Origin of the sequence: Prosthecobacter fluviatilis, from assembly GCF_042655725.1 — a bacterium.
GTDB lineage: Bacteria > Verrucomicrobiota > Verrucomicrobiia > Verrucomicrobiales > Verrucomicrobiaceae > Prosthecobacter > Prosthecobacter fluviatilis.
Genome location: NZ_JBHSMQ010000002.1, coordinates 278,973 through 300,774, shown reverse-complemented (window position 1 = coordinate 300,774; position 21,802 = coordinate 278,973). Strand labels below are relative to the sequence as shown.

At 62.7% G+C, this 21,802-nt stretch carries 4 protein-coding genes; 2 read left to right on the top strand and 2 right to left on the bottom strand.

Annotation, left to right across the window (positions count from 1 at the left end; all coding sequences use genetic code 11):
• The first annotated feature begins 4 nt into the window (after positions 1 to 4).
• A complete protein-coding gene (locus ACFQDI_RS06370; RefSeq protein ID WP_377164598.1) occupies positions 5 to 8,203 on the top strand; it encodes a tetratricopeptide repeat protein in 8,199 nt (2,732 codons plus the stop codon).
• 59 nt (positions 8,204 to 8,262) lie between these two features.
• Complete coding sequence (locus tag ACFQDI_RS06365) at positions 8,263 to 19,881, top strand: tetratricopeptide repeat protein (RefSeq protein WP_377164596.1); 11,619 nt, start codon at positions 8,263 to 8,265, stop codon at positions 19,879 to 19,881.
• Here the strand turns inward: ACFQDI_RS06365 and ACFQDI_RS06360 are convergent.
• Together ACFQDI_RS06360 and ACFQDI_RS06355 are read right to left on the bottom strand one after the other, a co-directional pair.
• Positions 19,841 to 20,926 carry a glycosyltransferase family 4 protein gene (locus ACFQDI_RS06360; protein ID WP_377164594.1) on the bottom strand — a complete coding sequence of 362 codons (1,086 nt, stop codon included), beginning with the start codon at positions 20,924 to 20,926 and terminating at the stop codon, positions 19,841 to 19,843. The two genes, ACFQDI_RS06365 and ACFQDI_RS06360, sit on opposite strands and share 41 nt — an antisense overlap.
• A 54-nt stretch (positions 20,927 to 20,980) precedes the next feature.
• A complete protein-coding gene (locus ACFQDI_RS06355) occupies positions 20,981 to 21,778 on the bottom strand; it encodes an Hsp33 family molecular chaperone HslO (protein ID WP_377164592.1) in 798 nt (265 codons plus the stop codon).
• Between the last annotated feature and the right edge of the window lie 24 nt (positions 21,779 to 21,802).

Genomic DNA, 21,802 nt, shown 5'->3' with positions numbered 1-21,802 from the left:
ATGGATGATTTTCCGTGCCGCATTCTGCCTGCTGCTGCTTTGCGCTCCTCTCCCGGCACAGGACAAGCCTCCGGCAGTGCCGGCCCCGGCACAGCGTTACCTGGACATTCTCTCCAAGCGCCCGCAGCCGGGGACTCTCTTTGAGCGCTTCTATGCCGCATGGCTGGAGGAGGGCACGGTGGCGGAAATGCAGCGCTTCCTTGAGGCGCAGGCTGCCGCGACAGGCGCCCCTGCCACAGCTCACCTCATCCTCGCCATTTTTCATGCTCATCGCGGCAATGACCCGGAGGCTTTGCTCTGCTACCAGACAGCCCTCAGGCTCAGCCCTCAAAATGCCGGTGCCTGGATCGAATGCTCACGCATCGAGGCACGCATGCTTGATTTCGCCGCCGCATTGCAGTCGCTCGACCAGGCGGAAGGGGCAAAACCACAGGACCAGCAGAAGGCGGAGATCGGCAAGCTGCGCGGCCGTGCGCTGCTGCGCCTCGGGAAAAGTGACGAGGCGCTGGCCGTCTGGAAAGCTCTGGCCTCCGTCCATTCGGATGACGAGGATTTGCAGGAGGAGATCATCGATCTGTTTGTCGATGAAGGCCAGTTTGAGGCGGCTCTGGAATCCGCACGCGCCCTGGTGCAGCGCAGCCGGGATCCGGCAGCCAAGATCATGCGTCAGCTTCGTCTCGCCGATGTTTTGCTGCTGACAGAACGGCGAGACGAAGCCCTGGCCATGCTTGATTCCGCCTTCGCCGCCACGGGGGCAGACTCATGGATCGAGGGAGACATCCTCGCGCGGATCGACCGCCTTTTCCGCATGGGCGATGATGTCAGCGGTCTGCAGAAGCATCTGGCCGCCATGTCAAAAGCGCACCCGCAGCGCGTCACTCTGGCCTGGCAGCACACGCTGCTGCTCGCGGCCACAGGCCAGAATGATGCCGCGCTGAAAAGCGCCCGCTCTCTGCTGCAGTCCAACCCTGGCCGCCGTGATCTGCGCGATGGCTTTCTCGATCTGCTGGACTCGCTCGGTCTCCCCGGCGAGGCCGTTGAGCAGGCACGGCTCGTCGTTGCCCAAAACCCCGGAGACAAGGAGCTGCTCGTTCGTCTTGCCACCCTGCAGCATCGTGCGGGCGATGATTCTGCGGCACGCCTGACGCTGGAGTCCTTTCTCTCCAGCGCAGCTGCCGATGAGTCCGCCCACCTTCGCATCGCCCGCCTGCTGGAAAGCTGGGAGGAACCGCCCGCGAAGGCGGACTCCCCGGCGGCGAAGGCCTACCTCAGGCTCGTCGCCACCTTCCCGCAAAGTCTCAGCGCCCAGGAGGCGCATGCGCACTACCTGCACCGCACCGGCCACCGCGAAGAGGCCATCGCCATCTGGCGGCGCATGGCCGGAAGCGCCGTGCTCGAAGACCTGCTCCGCATCGCCCAGGCATTGCAGGCACGGCTCGAGTCGCGCCCCGCTTTGGATGTCCTGCTGGAGCGTGAAAAGGACTTCTCCGCACAGCCGCGCTTTCTGGCGCTGATGGTGCACCTGCTCATGGCCAACAAGGAGTTTGGCCGCGCGCTGCCATGCGCATGTGCACACCTGCGGCTGATGCAGGACGCCGATGGCATCGACAGCTCCTTGAGAGACATCATCGCCATCGTCCGCAGCCAGGAAATGAGCCCGGCCCAGCCACTGATCGATGAACTGAAAGCGATGTCCGCACTGACTTTGCAGGATCGCTGCCTGCTCGCCGCACTGCTTGATCATTCTGGCAAAACCTCCGAGGCGCAGGCGTTGCTGAATGCCGCCCCTGCCCAGGATGCTCTGATCGCGCTCAGCCAGCTCTCCCATGTCTTCCAGTCTCATCAGGACTGGGCCAAAGCGGCGGAGACTCTGCGGCGCGTTCTTGAACTGCCCGGCGGGCGCAGCAGCGGCAATCTTCAGCGCATGGTCGAGCTCTCCCGCCGCGCCCTCCAGCCGGAGCAGGCGCTGACCTACATCGCCGAATGGAAAACGGTTTCACCTGGGGCGGTCGCTCCCTGGATCACGGAGGCGCGGGTGCATGAAGATCTGTTGCATCCGGAAGCGGCCCTGAAAGCTCTGCGCCTGGCCTTGCGCAAATTTCCCGATGCTGCGGATGTCGCCGCAGCGTGTGCGACCGCCTGCCTCAATGCGGGGCAGGCCGAGGAGGCCGAAAGGATCTACCTGGCCATGTATGAGAAGACCACGGACCCGGCTTCACGCCTGCGCATGCTTGCCCCCCTGGCAAAGGCCGCCCAAAGTCATGACGGACTGCCGAAGCTGCTGCAAAACTTCGTTCAGCGGCAGAAGCAGAACCGCGTCTCCGCCTATCCCTGGCTCGCGCTGGCGGAAATCCACCGTGCCACTGACAATGACGAAGAACGCCGCCGCTGCCTCTATGAAGCCTCCCGCCTGCGCCCGCATGATCTCACGCTGCTGCTGGAGATAGCCCGGAGCGAAGAAGAGGAGGGACTCACTCCCGAAGCCCTGCGCACGCTCGAAGCAGCCGCAAAGCTCGACAAAACCACGCAGACGAGAGAACACATCGCCCGGCTGCAGATTGAAGACGGAGATCCCGACATCGGCTACCGCATGCTGTTTGATCTGGCGGACAGCAAGATGGATGCGCGCGCCGTGGAGCAGATGGCGCTTGTCATTGGCATGAAGGGCGACTGGGAGCACGTCAGCTCCTTTCTGGCCCCGCTGCTCGAAAAGCACCCGGACGACTACCGGCTGCACTACCTCCAAGCCGTGGCCTTGGAAGAAGCCGGCCATGAGCCTGAGGCCGTGCAGGCATTCCTGCGAGTGCTGGCCATGCATGAAGAACTGCCCTCATCGCGGCAGGCCCAGCCGCAGCAGCTTCAGCTCCACGCGCTGCCTCAAGATCTGCCCTCAGGTACGGCCGACTGGCTTGCGCTGCCGAACATCGCGCGCACAGCCTACTCCTACCGCGAGGAACGAAGGCACGCAGCCCTGCTGCCGCCCGGCAGCGGCCATGGCACGTTCTCACTCATAGCGCTGCCCGCAGACGTCACGGAGTCCCCGACCTTTGCCCTCGTCCATCTCCTCCAGATCAGCAGCGTCTGGCAGGAGGATGCCCAGCCGCGGCTGACAAAGCAGCTAAAGCGGGAAGGTGTGGCCCACGCCGAGCTGCTGCTCGAGCTTGCCCGCGAGTCCTCGGATTTTCATGTGTGCTTGGAAATACTCTCCGCCCATCCTCAGGATGCAGCGCTGCACGCAGCCTGGCTGCTGGATCCCGCCAGCGAAGACGACCCGGCTGACAAGCTGGCCGCCTGCCAGCGCTGCTTTGACATGTTCAAGGGCAGGCACGGCTACCTGGCGCTCTGCGCTGCCGATACCGCCTATGACACCGCTGAAACGCCGGCAGACGCCGCCACATGGCTTCAGCTTGTCATTGATCTGTGCGCCGCAGTGCCTCAGCCGCAGAGCAACGAACACCTCGTGCTGCAAAATCTGCTGACCAGCCAGAGCAGAGATGCCCATGAGTCCAAACAGGCCCCGCTCGTGCTCATCAGCCCAGCCCAGTCCCAGACCATCGCCGCCACGCTGCGGCGCTGGATGCAGGGCATGGACAACCGCCACCTGGATCGCATGGAGTCACTGCTGGATGGCTTCTTTGAGCTGAAGGCCTGGGATGACGTCATCCAATGTCTCCAGCGCATGATCCAGCTCGCCGAAGAGCCCGGTTTGCCCAATGCACCGCCTCGTCAGTCGGTCCGTCGATCCAGTTCATTCGAAGTCAGCCCACTGGGTCTTGAGGCCACCAGCTGTCACCTGCCGCCTTTCGTCACAGGCATGCTGATGAACGCACTCGAGTTCACCCGGCAGCAGGCCGACCGCCGCGAGGGCGGAAACACTGTGGTTGCGGAATTCGTTGAGGCCATGAAGACACGGCTGGCCGCCATCTCCGAGCCCCGCCTCAAGTTCATTCTCAGCATGCTGTGCGGAAAAGGGGAGACACTGCTGACGGAGCTGCAACCCCGCCTCAGCAGCCCTGAAGCCACTGCGGAAGATTTCTTCACCGCCGGCTGGATCTGCCAGGAGATGCAGCAGCATGAGGCCGCGCTCGGCCACTTCCTGAAGGCGTATAAAACCGCCATCACCCCTGACGCACGCCAGCAGGCCGCCAACGCAGTTCTTTACCATGCGAAGCAGCTTGGCGGGACTGGCAAAGAAGAGACGGCCGTGGCTGCCGTGCAGGAAATGATGCGTCTGGCGCTGCAGCATGCCAGCACCCGGGAGACAAAGGAAAGCCTCGCCGGCGTCATGGAAGAATATGGCATGGACGCCGAGGCGGAAAAACTGCGGAGCTCACTCCCCGCGCTGCACGCTGTGGCAGCCTCCCAGTCCACAACCGCCATACTCAATCCCTACTCCCAGGCCCTGCTCCAGCGTGGAACGGTGGACGGGCGTGAAGCGCTCGACCGCCACCTCTCACAAAACAACATCTCCGGCGCGCTCAATGAGGCACGGCGCGTGGTGCGAGCGCTGACGGCGGAATGGCTCGACCCCGCCCGTCAGTCGGCGGAGACAGCCGAAAAGCTGACCCAGCTGCTGCTGAAGCTCGAAGTTCAGCAGCTCCGCCAGACCCTGCTCCTCGGCATCAAGAACGCTGCCGCCAATGGCTGGAAGCCGCGCCTGGAGCATGCCGCCTTGCTCGACATGCAGCACGCGCATGGCCGCCCCTTTCAAAACAATGATGGAGACCAGACCCTTTCCTCCGAGGCGCTGTTTGAGCATGCAGTCGCGGGATACATCACCGTTCTGGAGGCCAATCCGCACGCCCATGCAGCCCGCCAGCGGCTCGTCATGCTGCATGCCGCCTCAGATGCCGGCACGGCCCTGAAGCACTGGCTCCTGCTTCCCGCCACCCAGCAGCACCCTTTGCTTTTGCCGCTCACACGGCAGATCTCCGGCAGCGACCAGGATAACGCTCGCAGCCTCGCCGCAGCTCGGCTTGTCACGCAGTGGATCAAGAACCGCCCTCCTACCGACCGGCTGCCAGCCAGATGCATCGCCCTGATCGGGGAGGTTCTCGACAGAGTCCAGCGGGGCGGCAGCAGCTTCCCCTCCTGGTGGGAAATAGCCGACAATGACTGGCACCCGGCGCCTTCCCAGCAGGGATTGAGAGCGGATGCCCCCGGCCAGCCACAGCTCGGCGAAGATGCCCGTCGGGCACGCAATGAACGCCGCATCGCCCATGATGCCCTGTGCCACGCGATGATTGCGCTGCCAGAGCTGGCGGAAGCAGGCTTTGCCCCGCTGGCGGGCCTGGCCATGCACGAGGGGCGCAATATCGAGGAAACTGAAAAGCTGGCCCTGCAGATTCTTTCCAGGCCGGCAGACCGCCGGGGCCGCTCTGATCCAAGCCGACGACGCCGAAACGGCTCAGCCTCCGCCATCATCAGCGAAAACTGCTTTCAGACCCGCAACCGCATCGCCATGCCTTCTCCGGCTGTCTTTGCCACATGGAGCGCGGCAGCGCGCGGAGATGTGCAGATGCTCGAAGGCACCCTTTTTCCCATCATCCTCAAGACCGAAGGCCAGCCCATGCTCGACTTCTGCCGTGGCTATGCCGGCCTGCTGATGGCTGGCGATCAGGACTTCCCAAAAGCTGCGGCGGAATGGCTCCGCCCCTTTTCGCACAGCACGGGGCGTTCCACCCTTGGCTGCATGGCCGGTGAAATCGTGCGCCTCTGGCGGGCTCGCAAGTTCACCACTCCACTGGATGACTTCATCATCGAACATCGCGATTTCACCCTGCCCTCCCCCGAGCCGGCGGATCCATTTGCTGCAAGGCCGGAAGCGTCTGTGCTGGACTTTTATGTCCAAGTGCTCACCAGCCGTGAGCCCGAGGCTTTGCCACGCTTTATCCGCCGTTTGCGATCCGTTTGGGTCAGCCCGGAGGCAGCCCTCCGACAGAAGGCCTTTGAAAAAATCCGGGAGACCGAAAAAAATGGCAGCCAGCCTGACTACACACCGCTGGAACGCGCCGCCCTGAAGTACCGCGACTGGCTGCAGCACTTCATTAACGAAAGCGAGGGCTCTCTGTCCATCGTGGCAACCGCCCTGGAAGAAGACTCCACCGAGCCCAGCTTCTGGCTGTCGCAAATGGATGCCGCTGGATTGAGCGCCCGTGTGCAGACGCCTGAAGAGTTCATCCGCCTCACACGTGCCCTGGGTTTTCTTGATCCTGCGGCAAAGTCCCACCCCTTTGCCAGCGCCAGGCAGCAGCAGAAGGACCTGATGGTCAAGCTGGCCTGGCAATGCCGCGACATACAGAAGGACAGCGTCATCAACGCCATCATCGAGCGCCTCGGCAAAGACCATCCACCCAGCCTGACCACTCACTGGCTTCAGGCCATGCTGGTGCGCGCAGGCATCACAACTTTGTGGCTGGATGGCAAACCGGTAAAGCTTCAGGCGGCAGATCCCGGCAGCGAAAAAGGCCTTTGCCACGCTGCCTTCCGCCTCCTGCTGGTCCGCCATGCCGCAGAGATCGCCGCCATGCCGACGGATGAGCGTCTGAATCTGGAAGCCTTTCTCAAGGTCCAGCTGCCGGACTTCCCGCATCTCGACATCGCAGATGCGGCTTTCAAGCACGCCGTGGCCCCCATCCTGAAGGCCAAATCCGAGGAGCTGCGCCACCAGGCCGACGCCAGGCTGGCATGCAAGACCTGGGAGGAATTCAATCCGGCAGGCAGCTCCCCGGAAGATCTGACCGGCTTTCTGCAGACTGTCGCAGCAGACGACCCGGGGCGCGCCAGGGCCGTGGCAGAGCATGGGCTGAAACTGCTGGGCGGCTGCAAGGAACAGCGTTCCACCATGGGCGAGGGACTGCCAGACACACCGGCGAGCCGCTACATCATGTCACTCGCCCATGTGCCTCAGCTTCTTGGCACATCACTCGCACTGGCGGAGAAGCATGGGCTGCATCAGTCGCTGAGCTGGTGCGGCAACGAATGCTTCCGTTTTGAAGAGGCTCTCAAGAAGCCGAACAGCGCCCGCTGGGTGTTTCAGAATACGCCGTTCACCGCCGCCGCCCCGGACTTTCGGGACATGCGGGTGGATGATGCCTATGAACCCACGATGCTGGCTCGCATCATCGACAGCCTGGAGCAGGAGCAGGAAACTTGTGCAAGAATCCGCCAATGGCTTGCCGGGCAGCCCTCCACTTTTGGCACCCAGCTGCTGCTGGCGTTGCTGCACCGTGACCCCAAGGATGCAAAGGCCCGGCGAAGCTTCTACAACGAGCCCCACCGCCCGGATGATTCCAGGATCATCACCTTCATCCGCCAGCATCGCGACGACTTCACCCGGCTCACGCCCGAGACTTCCACCGCCGTCCTTGCCTTGTTTCAGGCGCGCATTCCCGACCTGCGCTCTCGCAGTGCGGCCGATCCCCGGCTCAAAGCCTCGCTCCAGCCTCTCATCGATGCAGATGCGCGTCAGTTTGAGTCGGACCTGCAGCAGTTCCTCCAGCTGACCAGCCTGCAGCAGGCAGGCTTTGGCGAGTATGAGGCCACCCAGCGCGGCCTGCGCTTCCTCGACCGCCTCGCCCCCATGGACAAAGCGCGGGCTGTCGAATTGCTAGATCACGTGAGCAAGCTGATGGCCACGGAGGAGATCATCGCCCGCAGCAAGGGCCGGCTGGCCCCTGCGCACCAGACGCGCATCGCCCAATGGCTGCAGCGTGCGGCGGCCACGCCTGAGCTCTTTGAGGAGATCATGCAGCGCGCCAACGAATGTGGTGCCACCGGCAATCCCGTCTGGATGCAGGGTGCGCTGACACACCTGATGGACTTGCAGCACCTGCAGGGCAGCCCGCAGCGTTTTGTGTCACTGTTGGAGGCCGCGCACATGCTGGACCCGGCAGCCACCTTCAATCCCCAGCCCATGCCCATGGAGAAAGAGCGGCCCACGCTGCTGGAAAACTGGCTGCCCGCCATGCTTCAGTGGCCGGATCTGCCGCCGCTTCTCGCCAAGGTCCGTCCGGACAGCTTCGGAGCCGACCTTCTGCGGCTCCTGCTTATTCCTGGGCCCAGAGACCAAGAAACTGCGGCCTTTGCCGTGAAGCATGAGGCGGAGATCGCCGCCCTCCCCCCGGCACAGCAAAAGCTCATTTCTGAACTGCTGCGGCGCCTGGGGCTGGACAAGCTCCCCCCACCTCAGGATGAGCGATAAGATTACGAATTCGACCTCAGAGCTTGCAAACACTTGCTCCTTCCCGCTAAAAAACTGCCATGCATTCACGCACCGCCCTCTGCCTCTTTTTGCTCGGCGCCAGCGCCCTCGCGCAAACAGCGCCACCCGAAGTTCCGGCACCGGCCCGGCGCTATCTGGACATCCTGCTCAAGCGCCCGCAGCCGGGCACCCTTTTTGAGCGCTTCCATGCCGCGTGGCTGGAGGAGGGCACGACCGCGGACCTCGGGGCTTTTTTAGACGCCCGGGCCAAAGCGCCATCTGCCACTGCGGCAGATCATCTGCTGCTGGCCGTCTTTCACTCCCACCGTGGCGATGACCCATCCGCGCTGAAGGCGTATGAAACGGCGCTCAAGCTGGATCCTGCCAACACCTCGGCCTGGATTGAACGCTCCCGGCTGGAGGCGCGAGCGCTAGATTTTGCCTCAGCCCTGCATTCGCTCGATGAAGGCGCCAAGGCGCATCCGGATGCCGCCGCAGCCATGGAGATCAGCAAGCTGCGCGGCCGTGCGCTGCTGCGCCTCGGCAAAAATGAAGAGGCTCTGCGCACCTGGAAGGAACTGGCTGCAGCCCATGCCGAGGATGAAGACCTCTCCGAAGAGCTCATCGACCTGCTGACGGATGAAGGCCAGTATGAAGCGGCGCTGGAAACAGCGCAGGCTCTGATCAAACGCTCCCGCGATCCAGTGGCGCGGACGCTGCGCCAGCTCCGCCTCACGGATGTGCTGCTGCTGGCGGAGAGGCGGGATGACGCCCTGAAAACCCTCAGGGAGACCCTGGCGTCAACCGGCTCCGACTCCTGGATCGAAGGGGATGTGCTGGGCCGCATCAGCCGTGTGTTTCGCATGAGCGACGACCTGGAGGGCTTCGAAAAATTCATGGCAGGCCTCGTGAAAGAGCACCCGCAGCGCGTGGCTCTGGCGTGGCAGCACACGCTGCTGCTCGGTGAGACCGGGCAGAAAGACGCCTCACTGAAGGAGGCACGCGCGCTGCTGCAGTCGAATCCTGGCAGGCGCGATCTTCAGGAAGGATTTCTCGATCTTCTCGAATCGCTCGATTTGACCCATGAAGCGATCGAGCAGGCGAAGACTCTGGCGCAGCAGAATGCCGCGGACAAAGAAATGCTCGTGCGGCTGGCAGGCCTGCAGCATCGCGCGAAAGATGATGCCGCCGCGCGGGCCACGCTGGAGCGCTTTCTCAAGCTGCCGGGAGCCGCAGAAGCGGACTATCTGCGCGCCGCGCGCCTGCTGGAAAACTGGGAGGAGCCGCCCGTGAAGCCCGGCAGCCCTGCGGCGCAGGCGTATGCGCAGCTCGTGGAGCGCTTCCCGGAGAGCCTTTCCGCGCAGGAGGCGCAGGCGCACTACCTGCACCGCGCAGGCCAGCGTGATGCCGCGCTCGCCATCTGGACGCGGCTGGCCAAATCCGCCACGCTGGAAGATCTGCTGCGCATCGTGCAGGCGCTGCAGGCGCGGCAGGAGTCCCGCACGGCGCTGGATCTCCTCGCGCCACGCCAGCAGGACTTTGCCCGTGAGCCACGCCTTTATGCCCTGCTGGTGCAGCTGGGCATTGCCAACAAGGAAATCGAGCGTGCGCTGCCCTGGGCGCGCACGCGCCTGGGCCTCGCTCAGGATGCCGAGAGCATCGAAACGGCCGTGAAGGACCTCCTCCTCGTGCTGCGCAGCGACGAGTCAGGCAAACTCACGCCACCCGTTCTGCAGGAGCTCCAGGTCCAGGCTGCAGCCACCATCCAAAACCGCTGCCTGCTGGCGGCTCTGCTCGAAAACGCAGGCAAACACGCAGAGGCAGAAAAGGCCCTGACCTCCGCTCCCGCAGAGGACCAACTGACCGCGCTGAGCCAGCTGGCCACCCTGCTGCAGACCCGGCAGGAGTGGGAGAAGGCGGCGCAGACCTTGCAGCAGGTGATCGCACTTCCCGGAGCACGCACCACGGCCCGAGTGCAGCGCATGGTGGACTTTTACCGCCGCGCGGAAAAGCCGGAGCAGGCCCTCACATGGGTCGCCGAATGGAAAAAGCTCTCCCCCAGCGCCGTGCAGCCATGGCTGGATGAATCCCGCCTGCTGCTAGGGCTGAACCGGACCAAGGACGCCCTGGGCCTCCTGCGCGATGCCATGCGGAAGTTTCCTGACTCCATCGAGATGGCGTCCAGCTATGCCACCCTCTGCCTTGAAAACAATCAGCCGGACGAAGCGGAGCGCACCTATCTGGCGCTGTATGAAAAAACCGCAGATGCCGCAGCACGCCTGCGCCTGATCAGCCCGCTGACGCTCGCAGCCCAGCAGCACAACAATGTCCCGCGTCTTATTGAAAACTTCCAGCAGCGGCAGAAGCAAAACCGCGCCAGCGCCCAGCCCTGGCTGGCGCTGGCGGAGATTTACCGTGCCGTCAACAATGACGAGGAGCGCCGCCGCTGCCTCTATGAGGCCTCACGCCTGCGGCCGCAGGATCTGGCGCTGCTCCTCGACATCGCGCGCAGCGAAGAGGAGATCGGACTCACGGCCGAGGCTCTGCGCACCCTCGAAAGCGCCGCCAAGCTCGACAAAACCACCAAGGCCCGTGAAAGCATCGCACGCCTGCAAATCGAAAGCGGCGATCCCGACCTCGGCTACCGCATGCTCTTTGAGATCGCCGGCGGCAGCCAGATGGATGCGCGCTCCATCGAGCAGATGGCGGACACCATTGCGGAGAAAGGCGAATGGGACCGCGTCATTACATTCCTCGACCCTTTGCTGGCAAAGCACCCGCAAGACTACCGGCTGCACTATCTCAATGCCGTGGCACTGGAGGAGGCCGGGCGTGAAAAGGAGGCTGTGCGCGCGTTCATCGAAATCATGGGCATGCACGAAGAGCTGCCCGGTGTGACCACGGCAGGGCGCAGCATCGGGCTGCGCGCGCAGTATTCCACGCTTTCCCTGCCTCCGGGCACGGAGGACTGGCTGGTTCTTCCGGCCATGGTGCAGGCGGCCTATGTGCACCGTCAGAAGCAGGGAGGGCGCGCCAGCTTCGGCAGCTACAATACTTTTGGCTCAAACTTTTCCAACGGGCTGCCCTCAAACGGCTACGTCCAGCAGGCTCCCGGCGTCACCGAGTCTCCCGTTCTGGCTCTGGCCCATGTGCTGCAGATAGTGTCCCTGTGGGATGTGGCTGAGCGCGAGCCCACCCTGCGCAGCCTCAGGCAGGCCGGCGTCAGCGATGCCCCCCTGCTGCTCGCAGCGGCGGAGAGCTCGCCGCAGCTTGTCATCACTTCGGAAATGCTGGCTGAACAGCCGCAGAATGTCGCCCTGCATGCCGCTTGGCTCATGCAGGCCCGCAATGACTCACCGGAGGAATTCCTGCCGGTTTACGAGCGCGCGTACAAGCTCTTTCAGTCCAACTACCCATCACTGGCCATGCGCACCGCCACCATGGCCTGGCATGCCGCAGGCGCTCAGTCCCCAGTCTGGGTGCGGCGCATTCTCGACCTCCACGCAGCCATGTCCAAGGTGACACCTGACATGATCCGCTCGCTGTCCAGCCTGCTGCGGAGCCAGTCGGATCTGTTTCCCCAGGAACCCCAAAACGCCGACACGGCCAAAATCTCGCCGGAGGATATCCGCGCTATCACCACCCTTTTGAAACGCTGGGTAAGCTCTGCTGACAGCCAGCCGTCATACTATGTCGCCGACGTCGTGTACTCCCTTGGCGCGGTGCGTGACTGGGCAGGCATGGTGGAAATCATCCAGCAGCAGCTGGACCAGCCTGAAAAGCCGCAGAACAAGGCCCAGGCTGCTGGCAGCCTCTCGATCAGCGGCAGAACCCCGCAGGGGTACTATCGTAATTTTCGGCCCGCTGCTCTGCCGATGCCGGCCATCTCGGTCTCGCTGCCCACGGTAGTTTTGAATCTGATCGCCAGCTCCGGTGCGCAGCAGGATTATGACCAGGCCCCGGTCAACGAGGCCCAGCAAAAATGGATCAAGGAGTTTCATGCCGGCCTGACTCCCTTCGTTGAAAAGGCTCAGAACCCGAAGCTGAAACTCACCCTCCGTCTCATGACGGGCCAGCAGCAGGCGCTGCTGGATGAAATGGCCCCCCGTCTCACGGCAAACCCCAGTCTGGACGACCTGCTGCTCGCAGGCTGGCTCTCACAGCAGATGAACCGCTCTGAAAAGGCGCTGGCCTATTTCCAGCAGGCCAGGGCGCTGGCCACCGACTCAGCCCAGATCTTGCAGCTCGAGTTTGCCATTCTCCACCATGCACAGCGCATGCTCCAGAAGCCCGGCAACAACGGGACCGGAGAACTCATGGCCACGATCAAGCCCGTGATCGAGCACCTCACCCAGACTGCCAGCAATCAAAATGAAAGGTACATGCTTGCGGAGGCACTCAATGCACTGGGCATGGAGGAGGAGGCGGAAAATCTGGCTCAGGCGGCGCAGGGCAGCCAGCCTGCCTCGCGCCCGCAAAACACACCGGTGGTCGCCAACCCCTACTCGCGCAGCTATTCCTACCGCCAGCGGCAGCAGAAAAAGCAGGTGTCCCTCGACGAAATGGTGAGAACAGGAGACGAGGCGGCCGCCGTGAAGGAGCTCGTGAGACAGCTGCGTCTGGCCATCCAGGGCTGCCTGAGCCCGCAGAACAGCTCCAGCGCCCATCATCAGATTCACGATGTCATCAATCGCTTCGGTCAGTACAAACTGACGGACCAGGTGATGAAGACCATGGAGACGGCCGCCAGCGCAGGCTGGAAGCCCCGGCAGGAATATGCCGTGCTGCTCGAGCACACCGGCCTCGAAACCAAGCCCGCCATTGAGGCGCACCGCGCAGTGGTCGCCGCCAATCCACGCGCCTTTGCTTCACATGCGCGGCTGGCCACACTGTTTGCGCTGGAAGGGGATTTCCAGACCGCGCTCCAGCATTGGCAGCAGATGCCGGAAGTCACCCAGGCTGCGCACCTGCCCGCGCTCATCCACGAGTTCAACGAAAGCAGCTCGATCTCCACCCCCAGGCCCGCCGCGCTCTCCGGGCTGCTCTCTGTCTGGCTGCGCTCCCTGCCAGCCAAACGTCCCCTGTCCGCCGGCATCACCCAGAACTTTAGCCAGGCTTTGAGCAACCTTCAGAACGGCGTTTCCAGCGAGAATGTGGCCTTCCCGGCGCTGTGGCAGCCTCCCGGTGGCGGCAGCCCCCAGAATGACCGCAGGTGGAGCCTTAATGAAGACGGCTCCATCAAGCTCAGCCCGGAGAGCCAGAAGGCACGGGATGAGCGCAGGGCGGCCCACGACCAGCTCTGCAAAGCGATGACTGGAGTCCCCGAACTTGCCCTCATGGGCTTTGCTCCGCTCGGCGGTCTTGCCATGGCCGAAAGCGGAAGTCTCGCCGACACAGAAAAAATGGCGCTCGAACTGCTCAGCCTGCGCACCATGCCCAAGGTAAGGCGGCGGCTCATGTCACAGTGGAACTACTCCCAGGGCTATGGCGGCACGGACCCCGTCTCCCCCTATGGCGGAATGTTTGCCACCCAAAGACAGATCGCCATGCCTGTGCCGGCCGTCTTCGCCACCTACAGCGCCGCCCTGCGCGGAGATCAGCGACTGCTTGATGAGGTCATCTTTCCCGCCATCCTCAAAGCTGAGGGAAAGAACACCGAGGAGTACTGCCGCGCGTATGCCGCCCTGATCATGGCGGATGATGCCCATTTCGTCTCTGCGGCATCAGCCTGGCTCAACCCAGCAGGCAAAGGCATTTATGCCCACCGCAGCCAGCAGCAGGGCGGGCCGCTGGAGGAGATCGTGCGGCTGTGGCAGAAACGGCAGATCAAGGAGCCGCTGAATGAGCTCTTCCTCTCCCAGACCTCACCGCAGGCCTACAGCGTGCCGCAGCCGCTCAATTCCTACGCCTTTGCCCTCGGCGAGAGAAACCCGGAGGCGTTGCGCAGCTTCATACGCAGCCTTCGTGACCGGTGGATTGGCGGCACTCCGGAGCTCCGCACTCAAAACATCACCGCCTGGCGCGAATACCAAAAACAGCAGCAGAGCAACAGCAGAAGATTTTACTCTTCATTCTCCCCGGCCCTGCAGTCCGTTCAGAATTACATCCAGTGGCTGCAGAACCTGCTGGAGGACCCGCGCGCTCTCCCTTTGCTCGATCTGGCCCTGGAAGATAATCTCATCAGCTCGGACAACTGGCTGGCCCAGATCGCCAGAAGGTACACGAGCGACCGATTCCAGACCATTGATGACTTCTTGCAGACGGCCGACACCCTCGGCTTTCTGGGAGAGCCGGCATCTTTCCGGACTTATGCTCTTAACGACGGGGAAAACCACTCGACCTGGTTTGGCTCTCTGGCGCATCATTACCGAGACCGCTGGAATGATGAGAAGGTCAACCAGGCCCTCGCCCGGCTGGGCCAGCGCAAACCCACGCTGGGCAACGAGCTCGCCCAGGCTTTGCTGGTGAAAAACAGCCGCACTCCCATGCTGCTGGATGGCAGGCCCGCACCGCTTGAAGTCGCGCAATTCAGCAGTTCTCAGTTTGTCGGTGATGACAGCGACGCCTACTGCAGCGCGGCTTTGCGCATCGTTCTCCTGCGTCATCCCAAAGACATCGCCGCCATGCCCCAAACTGGCCAGGCCGAGCTCGCCACCCTCCTGCGCCGCGAATTGAGCGGCTATCCCCATCCCGAGCTCATGGGTGAGGAGCTCACCCGCGTCCTGGCCCCGCTTCTCAAAATCGAAAGCCAGGAACTGACACGTAAGATCGACCAGGTGCTGGCCGCGAAATCTTGGAGCGATCTCAGGCAGCAGGAGCAGCAGTTTACACAGCAGTTCCCGGCGCTGCTCCGCGACTTTGCCTCCGTGGATGCCGGCAAGGCTGCAGCCGCAGTCCGGCATGCCGTCAAACTCCTGCACGACAGTCCGGAGCAGAAAGTGGCGGTGGTGCGGAATGGCAGCGAAAACTTGGTGTATCGTTTGCTGACCTCTCTCGCTGAGGTGCCTCAGCTCCTGCATGTCACGTCCGCCATTGCAAAGGAGGAGGGCATCTCACATGTGCCTGGCTGGACCTCCAATCTCCGCAGCCAGATGGAGCAGTTGCTGCATCAGCCAAAAAATGTCGGGCTTGTGTTTTCTGGCACGCCCTGGGTGGCCGAGGCCTCGGGATACATGGATCCGGCAGGCGGAAATGATGAGACGCCCACCCTGCTGGCCTGCCTTGTCAACCGCATCGAAAATGACACGGGCCTGAGCACCTTGGTCCCGGACATACTGAAGAAACAACCCGCCACCTTTGGCACCGAACTGCTGCTGGCGTTTTTGCAACGCTCGACTGCAGACAACCCGAACGCCCGCAGCTTTTACTACAGCAATCGCCCGGACCCCTCCCCCATTCTGGCTTTCATCAAAAAGCGTCAGGCAGATTTTGCCAGCCTGCAGCCCGAATCAGCGGCCAGTCTCCTGGCCATGCTCAGGGCCCGCATGCCGGACCTGGATCAGAAAACGGATCAGGACAGCGCGCTCAAACAGGCCCTTCAGCCGCTGGTGATCGCGGATAAGGCTGAGTTTGAAAATGCTGTCTCAAGCTGGATGCAGATGACCCGCCTGGGAAATTCCGCAAACGACATCTACGGAGTCATCAAAACAGGAGTCAGCCTGCTTGACCGCCTGGCTCAGTCTGAAACGCCAAGGGCCGTCGCCCTTCTTGATCAGATCAGCAAGCTGGTGGCGCAGCAGGATGCACTGTACAATCGTGGCAGCAGACAACGCCAGCCTCATCAGACCCAAGTCGCCCAGTGGCTGCAAAACGCCGCCGCCATCCCGGAGCTCTTTGGTGCAGTCATGGAGCGTGCGGAGCAAAGCGGAGCAGCCACAGATCCTTCATGGCTTGAAACCACCCTTCGCAACGCAGGCAATCTCTACAAGCACCGCGGCAGCCCCCGGCGCGTCATCGCTCTGCTGGAAGCCACGGGCATGCTTGACCCTGCCGCCACGTTCAATCCCCGGCCTCTTCCCAAAAACTCGCAGCAGGTGACCCTGCTGGAGTTCATGAGCAGTGAGTTCACCGGCGGCAGTTCCCAGCCCGGCCTTGTGGAGGAGCTCGCCAAACGTCAGCCCCGCACTTTCGGAGCGGATTTGATCACCCTTCTCTGCAGCAAACGGTACAATGCGCAGGACGAAATCGCCGCCTTCGCCCAGGCTCACGCCGATGAAATCGCGACCTGTTCCACCGAGCAGAAAAAGCTTCTCGCCGGCTACTTTCAGCGGCGGAAATGGGCGGAGGCGTTTGCGGCAAACGTGCCCGCGCTTCAGGAGGAATTCGCCCCGCTCGTCAAAGAGCAGCAGGACAGATTGCAGACCTTCATCGACGACCTGCTCAAGATCAAAACTTGGCGGGAACTCGAAGCGATCTACATTAAGTCTCTCCCCCCAGCTGTGCAGTCTCGCTACGATCTCCGCATGCCTGGCGGGATGCAATACTACAGCACTGGAGGGCTTGGTTATTTGGGATACTTCGCAGACCAGCTGCAGCAGATGGGCAAGACGGACGCTAACAGGGTCGCACAGTCGCTGCAGCTCATCGGCAGCCTATATCGCACCGAATTCAGTCAGAGTCCCACCCCCTATCGCATGCCACCGCTTAACGAATTCGTGCTTAAATTGTGCAGTTCTCCCCGGCTTGCACCCAAGGCGCTGCAATTCGGAGCGCAAAACCTCGGAGGTCAAAATGGTGTTTGGGCCACCAGCAGAGGCAATATGCCTTTAAATGAGCACCAGCTGATCTCCGTTGCGTTGCCCAAAGAGATTGTAGCCAGCGCAGAAAAGCTTGTCCCTTCACTCGAAGAGATGGGTCTGCTTGCGAATGCCGCCACCTACGACGCGTTTCCACTGCCCGGGTTCAGGATGCGCAGCGTTCTCGCACTGACACTGAACCACCTGTCTTCTTTGAGTCCGGATCAGCTTGAAAAAACAGCGCAATTTCTCATCAGCCAAAAGGGGGCAAAATTCGGTCACTATTTAATCGCCGCCTGTCTCACGGCCAAAGACTCCCCTGAGAGAAACCGGCGCCTGGAGCTTTGTGCCGCGCATTTCACCAAGCTGAACCTGGAGACCGCAGGCGCCGTGCTGGACGTCTTTGAAAAGCAGTTTCCTGAACTGGCCACAACGGAGCAGGCGGGAGACGGCCTGCGGCACTTCGCCCCGTTGCTGCAGCTTCGCTCCGCCGAGGAACGCAGCTATCTCAATGCCCTTCTGGCAGGCCAGCGCAATGCAGCCACGCCATTCCGCGGCTACACCATGGTGGTTCGGAATGAACTGGTGCGGCTGATGGCGGCCTCCAGAAAGGAAGACGCATTGAAACTCATCAGCGCCCTGTCACGCAGCCTGGAGCCCGAAGACACCTCCAGCAGCTTCGGCAAGGCGCCTTATTTCCGTGTGGGCGGCGCAGTCAGCTACTTCCTCCAAAGCCAGCTCCGCATCAATGCAGATGACACCCCGGTTTTGCTCGCCTGCCAGATGCTGGCTGCGTCCAGCCTCCCGGAGGTTCGCATCATGGCTGACACTCTCTACACTCAAAACGCAGTCGCTGGCGCCGGCCTGTTGTTCCAGATTTGGGAGCAGCGTGGCGGATGGGCAGCCCCCCGGGCTGTATGGGCAGACTTTATGCAGCAGGTGGCGCCGCATGCCAGCACAGGTACCCGCGGCCTGTGGCTTCCCGTGCTGCACAGCGCCCTCAGCCAGATGGGCAGGACGGAGCGCCGCGCAGTGGCGGATTGGGCGGCTGAAAAAGAAGAACCCGCCCTCCAAACCATCCGCCATGAATGCCGTCTCGCACTCGATCTCCTCGAGAGCACTGAACTCATGCCCGGCTGGCCGGACGGGCCCTACAAGCCGCTTTCCTCATCACCAGCCGCAGTGAAGACTTTCTCAGCAGCCACCACTCAGGTGAGAGCGCTGCTGAAAGATGAGCAGGTCAGGCCTCACGTCCGCCTCGCCCTGGCCGCCTGGCTCACCGCCACTCATCCGGGCCTTCTGGACCAAGAAGAGCGGCAGTCGTGGGGCCTCGCCGCCGCCACCGCCTGGCATGAGAATGTGCCCATCACCCGTTTTGAGCTCGGCTTCCTGCTCAACTCCGCCGCCGTGCTTCCCCACACTGAGACCTGGCAGCAAATCAGCGGACTCGCGCTTGAACGCTGGGACCAGCTCGAGGCCATCATGAACAGCAACCGCACTCGCTATCGTGATTCCGTTTTGAATTCCGCCATTTTTCGCCTGGCGGCGGGGGCAGAGAATACCTCCGCCCTGAACCCGATCCTGAACCTCTATGGCAAAAACGATGTCGTCGAGTCCACCGGCCTGCTGCTTGAAAACAATCAGTGGCAGCGTGTCGGCAGCTTGAAGCTGCGGTCGGTGCAGATCTCGCTCACCTCCGGCATGAAGAGGCGCTGGTGGCTCCCTCCCACGGATGCCACCATCCGTGAACTCCAGGCCGGGAACCTGGAAGACGGTCTGCTGGCGGAGATCGTCGCACTCACCGCAGACGACACCGCCACCCACATCCTCTATCCGGATTCCCGCATCCCGTCACGCACTGAACGCCTCGCGGCCTTTGCCAAAAAAGTGGCCTCTTTGCCTCTGCCTCAGCAGCCGGTGCAGCGTGCTCAGACCCTTGTCCTCCTGGGCAGGGAACAGCCTGAATCCGCATTGCTCCTGCTCCCGCAGTTCGAGGCTCTCGGCAAAGTCTTCACCTCCAGCTCCCTGGGTGATGACTCCTTCAGTGAAAATTGCTGGCGGGATTTTCTGGCCGTGCACGCCGCACTCAAGACTGCCAAGGGCGACATGAAGGCGGCTGACACCCATCTCGAGCGCCTGCGCACAGATCCCGGCTTCATCAAGCGCCATGGCCGCTCCAATGATTACCCGCTCGGCAGCTACCGCAGCACCTTGCTTCAGTGCCTCGCGCCGCTGTGGCAGGCAGGCTTGGCACGCGATCCGGAAAAGGTGCTCCAGTTCGCCAGCCTTGCAGGTGCTCCTGCAAACACCGGCGAATACGACTATTTGTCTCACGCGGTGCTGAAGTCCGCCATCAGCGCATGGCATTCGACGCTCAAAAAGGAGCCCCTTCCAGCCGGCACTGCGGACAGCACATTCTCCCTCAGCAACGTCACAGGCCTCATGGAGCTGATGGCGGCCATGTCCGGCACAGGAAAAAACCGCCTGTCATTCCAGCAGCGGCTGGAGCTCGTCACACGCACCACGTGGCGCATCAGATTCTTCAACAGCAACATCTGGCAGCAGCTCATTCAGCACCAGGTGTTCTCCCAGGAGGAGCTCATCAAAAACGCAGACTCGGTGCTGAAGGTCTCCCCGTGTTTCGCAGCGGGGCAGCTCGAAGACTATGCCCACCTCATGCGCGGACACGGCATGCACCAACACGCCGCACAGTTTTATGCGCTGGCCGGGGAGCAGTGGAGCCGCGCCAAAAACCCTTCCTCTTATTACGCAAACCGCTGCGTGCTGGCCTGCGTCGAAATGCACATCCGTCTTGGAGACCTCGAAGCCGCCAGGCGCGCGCTCTCCCAGTTCAATGCTGCGGCCAGCAGCAGCCTGGAACGCTCAAGGCAGCCGGCCCTGCTCAGGCTGCTTTCACAGTCTGCTCCAGCACCTGCAAAGTAAGCCCCACATTCTGCTCCAGGTCCAGTGGCAGCCGCGTCTTCACGGGCGCGGCGCTGCCTCTCTCCCGCCAGTGGCGGATGCACGTGCCGAGCGCGGCCATGTCAGCGGGATCACTGAGCACATGCCCGTTGATGCCGGGCTCGATCAGCTCGCTGGCCCCGTTGAAACTCGTCGTGACCACCGGAATTCCGCTGGCCAGCGCCTCGCTCACCACATTGGAGCAGGGTTCGTAGATAGGCAGAAACGTGAGCACATCCGCTGCGGCATAGGCGGCTTCCACATCGCTCAGCGGCCCGGTGAGGATCACATTCGGCGGGATCTTTCCACGCATGCGGTCCCGCGTGACGACGAGCAGTTTCAGACGCGGATCCCCGCTGTGCGCGGCCATGAACTTCAGCAGCCAGGGCAGCCCCTTGCGCTCCCAGCCGGAGCCGACAAACACCAGCACAAAATCATCCTCCCCAAGCCCAAAGCGTGTGCGCGCCACCGATCTCGGCACGCTTCTGAACCGCTGCACATTGACCCCGTTGCGGATCGTGTGCACGCGCTCCTGCGGAAAGGCCGGGAAATGCTGCGCTATCTCTCCGCGCACCATTTCAGAATTCACAATGATGTGCCTCGTGTTGGCCGGGTCAAACGTCTGCGCCTCCAGCGCCAGCATGTTGCGGTGAAACGCGCCACGTCCCACCAGCGGGCGCTTCCACCAGGGTGCAAACTGCCTCCGCCTCTGCAGCCACACACGGTGCAGGCCGTCTCCTGCGCGGTAGACATCCTGCTTCAGCGTCCGCTCCAGGCTGAACACGCAGTCAAATCTCCCGTGCTGCAGCGCGGCATTCACCGCCTCCGCAAAACGCAGCGGCCGCTCCGCGCGTGCTCCCTCCACAGCGACGCTGTGAAACTGCACGCCGTCCGCCTGCCCCTGCCACTTTTCCGCAAACAGGTGCGTCTCATGGCCTGCGGCGGCCAGCGCCCCCAGCAGCCGCTGCACATACAGCTCCGCACCTCCGGTGGCGGAGTACTGGCGGCGGATGAGGGCAAGTTTCATGCGTGGGGCGCCACCGTCTCGTTGGCGGCTTCAAAATGCAACAGCACGCTTGCCCTACGACTGCTGGGACCGCCACTGCTCAAAGCTCTCCTTCGGCGTGCGAAACACCGCGCCGCAGCGCGGGCAGGTGATCTGCGCCACGCCGTCGGCAAAAATGTGGTCCAGATCATCCTGCGGCAGGCGCATGATGATGGGCATGAGCCGCTCCACCGAGCAGCCGCACTCAAACACATAGCCGCGCGTTTCCAGCAGGGTCAGATGCTCGTTCGTTTCCAGCGCCAGCACCTGCTCCAGCGTGAGTTCGGAAAGCCACGCCTCATCGCAGTCCGGCTCGGCTGAAATCTGCACAAACTCCTCGTCCTCCAGCCGGAAAAAGCGCGTGAGCCTCTGCTCGCTGGTCGTGTAAAACGCCTCCACTGCCTTCAGCATGTCGCTGCCGTGAAACTCGATCATGCTCTGCCGCGGCGGCTGGTCCGGCCGCGTCGTCTGCGCGATGAACATCGCCTCCCCCTCCTGGCGCACATCTTCCGTGAAAACCCGGCCCGCCACCCGCCCCGGGCGCGTGCTGCCGGTCACAAAGACATTCGCGCGCTGAGGCTCCTTCACATGGATCGTCCAGGCGCAGCTCTCATCCTGCGGGCGCGAGCATAGGTGCAGCGCCAGCGCCGCCAGCGCCTCCTTCAGCATCAGGTCCAGCGGCTCCGCATTCTGCATCCCGTACTGCATCAGGTGCAGGTAGTAGTCCAGGTAGAGCGGACTGAACCGCCCACGCACCAGCAGCGCGTTGCGCTTCCGCACAAAGTAGGAGCGGAGGTCCACCACGGAAAGATCCGGTTCTAGCATCTGACTCATGCCCTGCTTATCTCACCGGATGAA

What these genes read in the sequence shown, in the direction of transcription:
- ACFQDI_RS06360 (WP_377164594.1), bottom strand. Translation starts at nt 20,926, where the DNA reads ATGAAACTTGCCCTCATCCGCCGCCAGTACTCCGCCACCGGAGGTGCG.
- ACFQDI_RS06370 (WP_377164598.1), top strand. Translation starts at nt 5, where the DNA reads ATGATTTTCCGTGCCGCATTCTGCCTGCTGCTGCTTTGCGCTCCTCTC.
- ACFQDI_RS06355 (WP_377164592.1), bottom strand. Translation starts at nt 21,778, where the DNA reads ATGAGTCAGATGCTAGAACCGGATCTTTCCGTGGTGGACCTCCGCTCC.
- ACFQDI_RS06365 (WP_377164596.1), top strand. Translation starts at nt 8,263, where the DNA reads ATGCATTCACGCACCGCCCTCTGCCTCTTTTTGCTCGGCGCCAGCGCC.